Origin of the sequence: Arhodomonas sp. AD133, assembly GCF_051195215.1 — a bacterium.
Lineage (GTDB): Bacteria > Pseudomonadota > Gammaproteobacteria > Nitrococcales > Nitrococcaceae > Arhodomonas.
Genome location: NZ_JBNAZM010000035.1, coordinates 23,095 through 35,076, shown reverse-complemented (window position 1 = coordinate 35,076; position 11,982 = coordinate 23,095). Strand labels below are relative to the sequence as shown.

At 66.1% G+C, this 11,982-nt stretch carries 12 protein-coding genes; all 12 read right to left on the bottom strand.

The features are described from left to right. Nucleotides 1-24: 24 nt before the first annotated feature. Nucleotides 25-1,374: an NAD(P)/FAD-dependent oxidoreductase gene (locus tag ACPEES_RS16815; protein ID WP_435104733.1), complete on the bottom strand. Its 1,350-nt coding sequence runs from the start codon at nucleotides 1,372-1,374 to the stop codon at nucleotides 25-27. A gap of 72 nt (nucleotides 1,375-1,446) precedes the next feature. Beyond that, a complete protein-coding gene (locus ACPEES_RS16810) occupies nucleotides 1,447-1,719 on the bottom strand; it encodes an acyl carrier protein (protein ID WP_435104732.1) in 273 nt (90 codons plus the stop codon). A 282-nt stretch (nucleotides 1,720-2,001) separates the two neighbouring features. After that, complete coding sequence (locus tag ACPEES_RS16805) at nucleotides 2,002-2,700, bottom strand: TetR/AcrR family transcriptional regulator (protein WP_435104731.1); 699 nt, start codon at nucleotides 2,698-2,700, stop codon at nucleotides 2,002-2,004. Nucleotides 2,701-2,898: 198 nt separating this feature from the next. Then, the gene (gene truD / locus ACPEES_RS16800; protein ID WP_435104730.1) at nucleotides 2,899-3,966 is read right to left on the bottom strand and encodes a tRNA pseudouridine(13) synthase TruD; all 1,068 of its coding nucleotides are present in this window, start codon (nucleotides 3,964-3,966) and stop codon (nucleotides 2,899-2,901) included. Then, complete coding sequence (ispF, locus tag ACPEES_RS16795; RefSeq protein ID WP_435104729.1) at nucleotides 3,956-4,441, bottom strand: 2-C-methyl-D-erythritol 2,4-cyclodiphosphate synthase; 486 nt, start codon at nucleotides 4,439-4,441, stop codon at nucleotides 3,956-3,958. The genes truD and ispF overlap by 11 nt, the downstream gene beginning before the upstream one ends. Beyond that, nucleotides 4,438-5,148: a 2-C-methyl-D-erythritol 4-phosphate cytidylyltransferase gene (ispD, locus tag ACPEES_RS16790; RefSeq protein WP_435104728.1), complete on the bottom strand. Its 711-nt coding sequence runs from the start codon at nucleotides 5,146-5,148 to the stop codon at nucleotides 4,438-4,440. Before ispD ends, ispF begins: the two co-directional genes overlap by 4 nt. A 47-nt stretch (nucleotides 5,149-5,195) precedes the next feature. Further along, complete coding sequence (ftsB, locus tag ACPEES_RS16785; RefSeq protein ID WP_435104727.1) at nucleotides 5,196-5,480, bottom strand: cell division protein FtsB; 285 nt, start codon at nucleotides 5,478-5,480, stop codon at nucleotides 5,196-5,198. Nucleotides 5,481-5,490: 10 nt separating this feature from the next. After that, nucleotides 5,491-6,783 carry a phosphopyruvate hydratase gene (gene eno / locus ACPEES_RS16780; RefSeq protein WP_435104726.1) on the bottom strand — a complete coding sequence of 431 codons (1,293 nt, stop codon included), beginning with the start codon at nucleotides 6,781-6,783 and terminating at the stop codon, nucleotides 5,491-5,493. A 63-nt stretch (nucleotides 6,784-6,846) separates the two neighbouring features. Beyond that, the gene (gene kdsA / locus ACPEES_RS16775; protein ID WP_435104725.1) at nucleotides 6,847-7,692 is read right to left on the bottom strand and encodes a 3-deoxy-8-phosphooctulonate synthase; all 846 of its coding nucleotides are present in this window, start codon (nucleotides 7,690-7,692) and stop codon (nucleotides 6,847-6,849) included. 2 nt (nucleotides 7,693-7,694) lie between these two features. Next, on the bottom strand, nucleotides 7,695-9,362 hold the full coding sequence (locus tag ACPEES_RS16770) for a CTP synthase (RefSeq protein ID WP_435104724.1): 1,668 nt from the start codon (nucleotides 9,360-9,362) through the stop codon (nucleotides 7,695-7,697). Between the two features lie 183 nt (nucleotides 9,363-9,545). Then, entirely contained in the window at nucleotides 9,546-10,898 is a 1,353-nt protein-coding gene (gene tilS, locus ACPEES_RS16765) for a tRNA lysidine(34) synthetase TilS (RefSeq protein WP_435104723.1), read from the bottom strand. Nucleotides 10,899-10,926: 28 nt separating this feature from the next. Then, a complete protein-coding gene (locus tag ACPEES_RS16760) occupies nucleotides 10,927-11,883 on the bottom strand; it encodes an acetyl-CoA carboxylase carboxyltransferase subunit alpha (protein ID WP_435104722.1) in 957 nt (318 codons plus the stop codon). Nucleotides 11,884-11,982 lie beyond the last annotated feature (99 nt).

Here is an 11,982-nt window from a genome sequence, read left to right as displayed (position 1 = left end):
GTGCCTCCCTGCTCCTGCGACAGCTCAAAAGGTGGGCGCGGCCGACGGCATGCTCAGGTCGCCGAGATAGCCGTGCCAGAGATGGTCGGGGTTGTTCTCCACCTCCTTGACGATCTCGCGCATCTTGCACAGCGCCGCCGGCTCCTCGACGTCATAGACGTCGCCTTGCAGCAACTGCAGAACGTCCAGCCGATACCGGGGATCCTGAACGAATGCGGTAAAGAGGATGTTCAGCCGGTAGTAAAGCGAGATGAACTCATACCAGTTGCGAACGCCGCGACGGAGCTTGCCCTCGTAGTTGGCGAACTGCGCTTTGCTGAAGTCATCCGCCTCGAGCGCCGCGAGGATGTCCTCGCTGGCAATGCGGGCACTATTGACCGCGACGCTGACCCCGCTGGAGAAGATGGGATCCACGAACCGGGCGGCATCGCCGATCATGACGTAGCCATCGCCGCAGATCTGTTTCATGCCGTAGCTGTAGTCGGCTTCCGCGGTGAAGGGACGCACCCGGTCGGCGGCCTGGAGTGCGTCGTAGAGCTCGGGGCGCGTGCCGATGCACTCCCAGAAGAACTCCTCGCGGTTCTTGTTCGCCTGCTTGAAGTGCTTCTTCTGGGTGACCACGCCGATGCTCGTCACCGTCTCCGTGATCGGGATCTGCCAGACCCAGGTGTTGGTTACCGGCAGAAAGTGGATGAAGATGTAATCCACCTTGTCCGGATTCGTGGTCACCGTGCTCCGGTCGTAGTTGTCGAACCAAGTGTGTACGGCGAACTGGTCGAAGACCGGATCCACTTCCTTGAGCTTGAGTTTCTTGCCGAGAAAGCACTGCCGGCCACTGGCGTCGACCACCATGCGTACCCGCACGGGCACGTCCTTCTGGCCGATCTTCACGTGCAGCGTTCTCGCATCCGGCTCGGAGAAGTCGACGCCGCGAACACGCACGCCCTGATAGACCGTGGCCCCGAGCTCACTGGCGTGTTCGAGGAGAATGCGATCGAACTTGCCGCGGTCCACATGGAAGGTATAGTCGCGGTCGACACCGTCCTGGTCCCGCTCGTTGAACAGGATCTCGGCGGCCCGGAAATCGTGGTCGAGGCCCTGAAACCCCATCTTGTCGACGGGGCCCGCCTCGGCGGAGGTCCAGGCCGCGCCGAACTTGCGGGGAAAACCCGCGCGCTCGAGCTTGTCCATGACACCGATGTCCAGGAACACCGGCGTCGTGGCGGGCACCAGCGACTCCCCCACGTGCGGGCGTTCGAACACCTCCCCCTCGAATACCGCGCACTTCACTCCGGCTTTCGCCAGGTAAGAGGCCATTGTGGAACCGCCCGGGCCACCACCGATGATGCCTACGTCAAAGTCGAAGCCATCCATGCCTGCCGTCTCCTGTTGTTTGCGTCTCTCGCGCCTGATGAATCGTCTACCGCGCGCCGATACAGCCCTGGCTCAGGCCGTGGCGGGTTCGGCGTCGGCCTGCAGGGCCTCGACGAGGCGGACGATCGCGTCGAGGTTCTTGAAGTTGCTGCCGGTTACTTCCGACGGGGGGATGGCAACACCGAGTTGCTCGCGAACGTAGGTCATCAACCGGGCGATATTGAGCGAGTTGAGAACCCCCCACTCGAGCAGTGGCGTCTCGGGCTCGATCTCGACCTGGGCCGAGTTCAGAAGCTCCTCCGCAATGAAGCTGCGGATCCTCGCGTAGGTCTGCTCGTACGCCATGCTTGCTCTCCCTATTCAGCTTGGCGGTCATGCACGATCAGGTATTAATCAACTATGTAATTAATTACGGAACGATGCGGATGAAGCCTTTTCCTCGTTCCGCCGTTGCCAATACCTGCGGGCAGTATAGGAGGTGTTCAGGCGTATTCAATGTCCATTTAATTAATTTTTTCGCCAAAGTGGGGTAATCGATCCGAGCCCCACTGCGGTCGGGCTACACGCGGCCGCCACGGCCTTCTGCCGAGCGACGAGAAGCAACCGTCGGCGGCCGCACCGGATCCCTCAGGTGGCGGGCACCACCTCGCGCCATGCGTCGCGGCTATGCTCGGTGGCCGCACCTTCGTAGAACAGATGCACCGTATGTGCCACCAGGCGCTCGATGCGCTCCGGCGTGATGTCCACGTCGAACACCTCGCTCACGATGGGCCGGGCGACGAATGGAAACAGGGCGAGGCTGATCAGCGTGAGCGCCGTAAGCCCGGGAGTCAGATCCTCACGCAGATGCCCCCGGCCAATCTCGGCTTCCGCCATGCCCGCAAGCATGCCACCTCCGGCCGGGTGGGCATACGCACGGACAAACTCCTCCCGGAACTCGCCATCGGGCATCAATACGTCCCGCACGAGCAATGTCGGCAACCACTGATCCTGCGCCATCTCACGCATGTAAGTCGCCATGAAGCGCGCTGCCGCTTCGCCGCGCTGCGACGGCGCGGTCCTGGTGACCGCCTCGATGTGCCGGAAGATGGGCTCGGCCGATCGGTGGATGACTTCACGGTAGAGTCCGCGCTTGTCCGTGAAGTAGTAACGCACCATCGCACTGTTAACGCCCACCGCCTCGGAAACCTCCGCCAGAGAAGTCTGGTGAACGCCCTGCCGGGCGAAAAGGCGCCCGGCCGCCTCCAGCAACTGTTCGCGGACGCTGTCGTCATGCGGCCCGCTCGGCCGTCCCGGTCCCTTCCTCGGACGATCTCGATTCACCATTGCTAGGCTCTCCTTACCAGGTTGGGTCGTTTGTACGTAATTAACTCATTGATTAATTAATTTACACCCGCTCTGATCCGTCCGACGCCAGCAGCCCGCCCTTCAACGTAGACCAGATGAGCGCCCGCCGCCGTGTCGCGGCATCTTCACTACCTCACTGAGGCGAAGCCTCGCCACGGCCCCGCGGGTATCATTGTCCTAGCGGTAATTGGGACTATTGTCGCCGATCTGAAAGCACTCCGCCACAACCGTGGTGGCATAGGCCCCGGGAGGCAGGCGAAATGCGAGCTCGAGCACGCCACGGGCCGGCCACCGCCATGCAAGATCGGCGACGCGCAAACGCAAGGCACGGCGCTGGACTTTCACCCGTCGTCGCGTGAGCAGGGCGACGAGCTCGTGGCATTCGTCCATGACCGCCTGCTCGATGGCACGTGCCCGGTCGCTAACCAACGCATCGCCGACACCGGGCATGGGTCCGGTAGGATGAATCGCTTGAACGCTCAGACGGCGGCTCAGTCGCGCGGGCGCTTCGTCTGAAGCAGCGAACACACTCCCCCGCCCGTCGAGCACCATCCAATCCCCCGGAATGGCGCGGTTCCACGTCCCCGCCTCGACGCGCCGGCGGAGTACGCGATTGAACACTTCCGAGCGCGCGGCCGACAGGAGCAGCCCCTGCACGTCGCGCCGGCGCACCGCCATCTCGCCACGGTGCCAAGCGAGCGCCTTGTCCAGGTTGGCGCCCGCGCGCCCGAAACGCTGACTGCCGAAATAGTTGGGAACACCGTGCCAGGCCATGCGGGCCAGCCGACGATCGACGGCATCACGAGGCGCATCCACAGCCCGTAGCCGCAACCGGAAGCGGTTGCCGGCCAACGCGCCCGTACGCAGCTTGCGGCCATGCCGGCCGGCACGGAGGATCTCCAGCCCGGTATCGATAGCGCCCGCCCGCGGAACGCCCTGCCCTCCGGGATCGTGCACGCTGAGCCACTGGCTGGTAACACCCTGGCGGTCCTTGAGACCGGCATGACTGACTGCCCGCGGCGCAACGCCGAGATGCGCGGCGAGCTGCCGCACGGCCTCCCCCGTGGTGAGCCCGCTTTTCCGGATCTCCAGAAGAATGTGCTCGCCACTACCCTCCGGCAGGACCTTGGGCACCTCGGCAACCTGGAAATCCTCGGGGTGGACCTTCACAACCGCACTGCCGAGAAGCTCCCCGTGGGCGGGCAGCGGTGCCACAGGGCGAAACGATTGACGCTCAGCGGTCATGACCGGTGACCAGCACCACCGCCATGGCGGCGATTCCCTCGCCACGCCCCGTGAACCCCATGCGTTCGGTGGTGGTCGCCTTGAGGTTGGCGGCGTCGATGGCGACGCGCAGATCGGTAGCGATGCATTCGCGCATGGCACCGAGGTATCCGGAGAGTCTCGGGCGCTGGGCGATCACGGTGGCGTCCACGTTGACCACCTGCCACCCCCCCTCGTCGGCGAGGGCAACGGCATGTCGGAGGAGGTCGCGGCTATCCGCTCCGGCGAAACACGGATCGGAATCGGGAAAGTGCTGGCCTAGATCCCCGGCGCCGATGGCCCCCAGCAACGCATCGGTGATGGCGTGAAGCAGGCAGTCCCCGTCGGAGTGGGCCTCCAGCCCCTGCTCGTGGGGAATTTCGACACCGCCGAGCACCAGGCGGCCGCCATCGCGGAAACGGTGAGCGTCGAATCCCTGGCCGATACGCAGGTTCATTCGGTCTGCCCCCGGGTGCGGGAATGAAGAATCGCCTCCAGGAGCACTCGATCGCCGCGACGCGTCAGTTTGATGTTGCCGGCCTCGCCGGCCACCAGCCGGGGCCGATAGCCACGACGCTCCATCGCCTGCGCCTCGTCGGTAACGGCAACACCCTGCGCCCGCCCTTCGCGTAGCGCCTCGCGCAACGTGCCCAGCGGGAACATCTGGGGCGTCTGGGCGGCCCACAATCCGCTACGCTCGGCGGTGGCGACGCTCTCGCCCGCCTCCCCGCGCTTGAGCGTATCGGCAACCGGCAGGGCCAGCAGCCCGCCCGAGGGGCCATCGGCACCGCGGATCAACGCCTCGATGGCGGCGGCGGTCACCGCCGGTCGGGCGGCGTCGTGCACCAGCACCGGGTCGGTGTCGTCCGCATTCAGCTCGTGTAACGCCTCGAGCCCGGCCAGCACCGAGTCGCTGCGGTGTTTGCCGCCGCGGCAGGTGTGAACGCGGTGGTCGCTCGCGATGGCCAGCGTCGACCAGTCACGGTCGTCACCGGCGAGTGCCACCATCACGCCGACCACGTCGCGACACGCGAGCAACGCGCTCACGCTCCATTCGATGACGGCGCGTCCGGCGAGGGTTTCGTACTGTTTGGGCCGCCCACCGCCGAAACGTTCCCCGCGGCCAGCGGCGGGCACCACGGCCCAGACACGCCTAGCCCGCATATCTCACCGCGTGACGACCCAATGGGGCGCCACCATGTCCAAGGGCCCTAGCGTTGCTCACGTTCGCCCGTTACCTGAAAGAAGGTCTCGTTGTCGCGGATCATGCCGAGCTCCCGGCGCGCCCGTTCCTCCACCGCCTCGAGCCCCCCCTTGAGGTCGGCGACGTCGGCGGCCAGGGCGTCGTTGCGCGCCTGGAGCTCAGCGTTGTCCTCACGCTGCTCGGCGACGGCGTCCTCCAGCCGCTGCAGCTCGGTGACACTGCCGTCACCGAACCACAGACGTGCCTGCAGGGCGACCAGCGCCACTGCCAGCACGCCGATGAGCACGCGCATGGTCACGGCCTCAGCCGAAGTCCTTCAGATTCGGGAACGCCTCGCGGCCGGCATAGTTGGCCGCATCGCCGAGCTCCTCCTCGATGCGCAGGAGCTGGTTGTACTTGGCGACCCGGTCCGAACGGCACAGCGAGCCGGTCTTGATCTGCGTGGCCGTACTGGCGACCGCGAGATCGGCGATGGTGGTATCCTCGGTTTCGCCCGAGCGATGCGACACCACCGCGGTGTAACCGGCATCCGCGGCCATCGCGATGGCGTCCAGGGTCTCGGTGAGCGTGCCGATCTGGTTGAACTTGATCAGAATCGAATTGGCGACGCCCCGGTCGATGCCCTCGCGCAGGATGCTGGTGTTGGTGACGAACAGGTCGTCGCCGACGAGCTGGACGCGGTCGCCGACAGCCTCGGTGAGCGCTTTCCAGCCTTCCCAGTCATCCTCGGACATACCGTCCTCGATGGAGACGATGGGATACTTCTCGACCCAGCCGCGCAGCACCTCCGCGAACTCGGCCGGCGCGAAGGTCTTGCCTTCGGACTCCAGGTGATAGGCGCCGTCGCGGTAGAACTCGGAGCTCGCCGCGTCCAGTGCCAGCCACACCTGGTCACCGGCGCGATAGCCCGCCGCTTCGACCGCCTCGAGAATCACCTCGATGGCCGCCTCGTTAGAGGGCAGGTTGGGCGCGAAACCACCTTCGTCGCCCACGGCGGTGGACAGCCCGCGACCGGCGAGAACCTTCTTCAGGGCGTGGAAGATCTCGGTGCCGCAGCGCAGCGCCTCGCTAAAGCGCGCGAAGGCCACCGGCATCACCATGAACTCCTGGATGTCCACACTGTTGTCCGCATGCGCACCGCCGTTGAGGATGTTCATCATCGGCACCGGCAGCGTGTATGGCGCTTGCGGGGTGAGCTCGCGGAACAGTGAACGCTCATGGTCGTTCGCCGCGGCGCGCGCCGTGGCGAGAGACACGGCGAGCAGCGCGTTGGCGCCCAGCCGGCCCTTGTTGTCCGTGCCGTCCAGGGCGATGAGCTTGTCGTCGATGGCACGCTGCTCGTCCGCCTCCATGCCCACGAGGGCATCGCGAATGACCGTATTGACGTTCTCCACCGCCTGGGTCACGCCCTTGCCGAGGTAGCGGGCCTTGTCGCCGTCGCGCAGCTCCACGGCCTCGCGGGCACCGGTAGAAGCACCGGAGGGCACCGCGGCGCGGCCGAAGGCGCCGCTCGCCAGCAGCACGTCCGCTTCGACGGTGGGATTGCCCCGGGAATCCAGGATCTCGCGGGCCTTGATCGCCTTGATGCTCGCCATGCCGTTTTCTTCCCTCCTGTCGGTGTGATTGCTACGCAGCCGCCTCGTACGGCCGACCCGCCATCAGGCGAGCGAATTCTCGATGAATCCGTGCTCCTTGACCAACCCGTCCAACGCCGTGAGCGTGGTGAGCAACTCCCGCATGCGCGGCAGCGGCCACGCGTTGGGCCCGTCGGAGAGCGCGCGACCCGGGTCCGGGTGGGTCTCCATGAACACGCCGGCGACACCAGCGGCCACCGCCGCCCGCGCGAGCACGGGTACGAACTCGCGCTGGCCGCCGGAGGCCTTGCCCTGCCCCCCCGGCAGCTGGACGGAGTGCGTCGCGTCGAATACCACCGGCGCCCCCGTCTCCCGCATCACCGAAAGGGCGCGCATATCCGAGATCAGGTTGTTATACCCGAACGACACGCCGCGCTCGCAGGCCATGATCCGCTCGTTACCCACGGCATGTGCCTTGGCCACCACGTTCGCCATGTCCCAGGGGGCGAGGAACTGGCCCTTCTTGATATTGACGGGCAGGCCCTGGCTCGCCACGCGCTGGATGAAGTTGGTCTGCCGGCAGAGGAACGCGGGGGTCTGGAGCACGTCCACGACCGCGGCCACCTCCTCCAGCGGCGTATCCTCGTGAACGTCGGTAAGCACCGGCACGCCGATCTCGGCACGCACTTTCTCCAGGATGCGCAGCCCTTCGTCCATGCCCGGGCCGCGGAAGCTGTCGTGGGAGGAGCGGTTGGCCTTGTCGTAAGAGGACTTGTAGATGAACGGAACGCCGAGCTCGTCGGTCAGGGCCTTGAGCTCGCCGGCGGAATCGAGCGCCAGCTGCTCCGACTCCACCACGCAGGGCCCGGCGATGAGAAACAGTGGCCGCGTCAGCCCCACTGGAAAACCGCAGAGTTCGAACGCCGTCATCTTCAGGCCTCCTGACGCGTGCCCGAGACGCTATCCGCGCTGGAACGCTGCTCGTCGCGACGGGCCGCCGCGCGGATGAAGCTCGTGAACAGCGGATGGCCATCCCGCGGAGTGGACGTGAACTCCGGGTGGAACTGACAGGCCAGGTACCAGGGATGGTCCGGCAGCTCCACGCATTCGACGAGCTCGTTGTGCTTCGCCCAGCCCGAGATACGCATACCCGCCTCTTCGAGCACCTGCGCGTAGCGATTATTGAACTCGTAGCGGTGCCGGTGGCGCTCGCGGATGACGTCCTTGCCGTAGATGCGGTGCACGAGCGAATCGCGCACCAGACGGGCCGATTGCGAGCCCAGACGCATGGTGCCGCCCAGGTCGGAAGCCTCATCGCGCATCTCCACGAGCCCTTCCTCGTTCATCCACTCCGTGATCAGGCCGATCACCGGGTGCTGCGGGTGGGTCAGGAATTCCGTGCTGTGCGCGCCCTCGAGGCCGGCCACGTTGCGCGCGAACTCGATGACCGCCACCTGCATGCCCAGGCAGATGCCGAGATAGGGGATTGCGTTCTCGCGCGCATAGCGCGCCGCGGCGATCTTGCCCTCGACCCCGCGTTCGCCGAACCCGCCGGGCACAAGAATACCGTCGACGTCGGCGAGGATCTCGGCGCCCTCGCGCTCGATCTCCTCGGACTCCACGTAGCGGATATTGACCTTGCGCCGCGTCTGCACGCTCGCGTGACGCAGCGACTCGTTGAGCGACATGTAAGCGTCGGCGAGGTTCACGTACTTGCCCACCATGGCGATGGTGACCTCGCCTTCGGGGTGGGCCATGGTCTCCACGACCTTGTGCCAGTCACCCAGGTTGGCGGGCGGCAGCTCCAGGTGCAGTTTCTCGGCGACGATATTATCCAGTCCCTGCCCGTGAAGGGCCTCGGGGACCTTGTAGATATTGTCCACGTCCAGCACCGAGATCACCCCACGCGGGTCCACGTTGGTGAACAGCGCGATCTTGCGACGCTCTTCCTCCGGGATCGGGCTGGCAGCACGACACAGCAGGATGTCCGGCTGTATACCGATGGAGCGCAACTCCTTGACGGAATGCTGCGTGGGCTTGGTCTTCATCTCCCCGGCGGCGCCAACGAACGGCACCAGGGTGAGGTGCACGAACAGGCAGCGCTCGTGACCGAGCTCCGAACCCATCTGCCGGATAGCCTCCAGGAACGGCAGCGATTCGATGTCACCCACCGTGCCGCCGATCTCGATCAGCGCCACGTCCGCACCGTCGGCACCCTGCTCGATGCAGCGCTTGATCTCGTCGGTAATGTGCGGAATGACCTGCACGGTCCCGCCGAGATAATCCCCCTGGCGCTCCTTGCGGATGACCGACTCGTAGATGCGCCCGGTGGTGTAATTGTTCTTGCACGTCATGCGCGTACGCAGGAAGCGCTCGTAATGCCCCAGGTCCAGGTCCGTCTCCGCGCCGTCGTCGGTGACGTACACCTCGCCGTGCTGGAACGGGCTCATGGTGCCCGGGTCCACGTTGATGTAGGGGTCGAGCTTGACCATGGTCACGCTCAGCCCGCGCGCCTGTAGCACGCTACCCAACGAGGCTGCGGCGATGCCTTTGCCCAACGAGGACACAACACCGCCCGTGATGAAGATGAATCGCGTCATAGAGCAGTTCAGAAGAAGGTCAGGGAACGGACCCGGCCAACGCCGGCCTCAGGATGGACCAAAACGGTATCAGAACACCCGTGTGTGCACAACGCACGATGCGCGAACGCGCAGAGTATATATTTAAAAATCAATTAATTATAAAAAAATTCTCCCATTATTTCTCAACATCGTTCATTCCCGTCACTGCCCGCTACCGCCCGCGCCGGTGTCCAGCCACGGTGACAGTCCCCCGGTAACGTCACACGATCTCGGCAGCGTCAGACGCCACACCGGCGTGTAGCCACCGCTGACCGTCACCGCCGGGTCCATACCGATGCCCGGCACGGCTACCACCTCCCCGTCGAGCCGGAGAAGGGGCAGCCAGCCGCGCTCCCAAGGGGCGATACCGCGAGCCCGGTAGAGCTCCGTGAGACGCTGGCGGCCGCCTCCGCGGTGCAGCCGCAGCCGTGCACCCGCGGGGGCGAAGCTCACGGTGAGCCTCGCAATGGTCTCCGGGGGCAGACCACCGCCGGGGGTCCATCGCCAGCAGAGACGACCGATGCCGAAATCGGTCTCGTCCGCCTCCGTGAGACCGCTCGCGACCGCGGGGGACGGTTCCGGAAGCGAGGGCGGCAGACGGTAGAGCATCGCGGCGTGGCGGCGCACCTGCCCGTCCGCCCACACCAATGCGGGGTGTCGGTCCGCGCCGGCCGAAAACAGGTCGTGCATGCCCTGACGCAGACGCGCCTCGGCAGGGGCACGCAGGCGGGCCTGCCGCAGCCAGTGGCGCAGCACCGCGGCGGCGACCGCGGGCGGCGCCTGGGCCAGCGGCGCAGTGACGACGGGTCCATCCACGATGCCCAGGCGTTCGGCGGCCCAGGCCGCCACCTCCCGCGCCTCGGCCGCATGTCGCGACGTCCGCGCCAGTCGCCGGGGAACGTCCGGCCAACGGGACTCGAGGCGGGGCAGAATCTCGTGGCGCAGATAGTTGCGATCGGGGGTGAGCTCGTAATTGGTCGGATCGTCGATCCAGTGCAGGCGTCGCTTTCGCGCATAGGTGCGTAACGTCTCCCGTCGCCACGGCAGCAGCGGGCGGATGAGCGCCAGCCCGCCCTCGCTGCGGCGCGGCGCGATGCCGGTAAGCCCTTCCACCCCCGCCCCGCGCAACACACGCAACAGCACCGTCTCGGCCTGGTCGTCACCGTGGTGGGCCGTGGCCAGCACCGCTCCCGGTGGAAGCAGGTCGCGAAACGCCTGGTAACGCGCCGCGCGCGCCCGTGCCTCCAGGTCGGAACCGGCCTCGAGGGCAAGACAGCACTGCCGAACGGGAATACCGCGGCGCTGGCACAGCGTTGCCACGAACCGTGCCCAGCGCGCACTCGCCGGCTGCAGGCCGTGGTCCACGTGCACGGCGCCGGCAGCGACTCCGGCGCGTGCGGCAAGGTCCAGTAGCACCACGGAATCGAGACCGCCGCTCACCGCCACGTGGATGCTCGAATGCACACCCAGGGCGTAGACGGCGTCGCGGAATGTCTCCGGATCGAGGGCGGACACGTTCCGGCCCTCCTGATTACCAGTCTTGTCAGTCGCGGAAACGGCCGAACTGCATCAACCGGTCGTAGCGCTGGTTGACGAGCTCGTCAGCGGACAGGCTGCGCAGGCTCTCGAGCTGGTTATGCAGCGCCTCGGCAAGTGTATCGGCCATGCCGGCCCGGTCCCGATGAGCGCCACCGAGCGGCTCGGTCACCACTTCGTCGATCAGCTCGAGCTCGTGCAGGCGCTCGGCGGTAATACCCATGGCCTCGGCGGCGGTCGCCGCCTGATCCGCGCTCTTCCAGAGAATCGACGCGCACCCTTCCGGCGAGATCACCGAATAGGTGCTGTACTGCAGCATCAGCACGCGATCGCCCACGCCGATTGCCAGCGCCCCGCCGGAGCCGCCCTCGCCGATCACGGTGCAGACGATGGGGGTACGCAGGCGCGCCATGACCTGGAGGTTGCGCGCGATGGCCTCGCTCTGGCCCCGCTCCTCGGCGCCCACGCCCGGATATGCCCCCGGGGTGTCGATGAAGGTCAGCACCGGCAACCGGAAACGCTCGGCCATCTCCATGAGCCGTTTCGCCTTGCGGTAGCCCTCGGGTCGAGGCATGCCGAAGTTGCGGCGAAGCTTCTCCTTGGTGTCCCGACCCTTCTGATGACCGATTACCATGACCGGCTCACCGCGGAAACGCGCCGGACCGCCGATGATCGCCTCGTCGTCGGCGAAGCTGCGGTCACCGTGGAGCTCCTCGAAGTCGGTGAACAGGTGCTCGGCATAATCCAGGAGGTAAGGGCGCTGCGGATGCCGGGCGAGCTGTGCGATCTGCCACGGTGAAAGCGAAGCGAAGATCTGCTCGGTGAGCTGGCTGCTCTTGGTCTGAAGCCGTCCGATCTCCTCGCTGATATTCACGTCGGCATCATCACCGACGTAGCGCAGCTCCTCGATCTTGGCTTCCAATTCCGCGATAGGGCGCTCGAACTCGAGAAAATTCAGACTCATCGGTGCCGATTCCGCACGACTGCCGCAAACACAGGCGGCAGATCATAACACGTTAGCGCCGGATGGCATCGCCCGTACGCACCGCACCCTGGTGTCCCG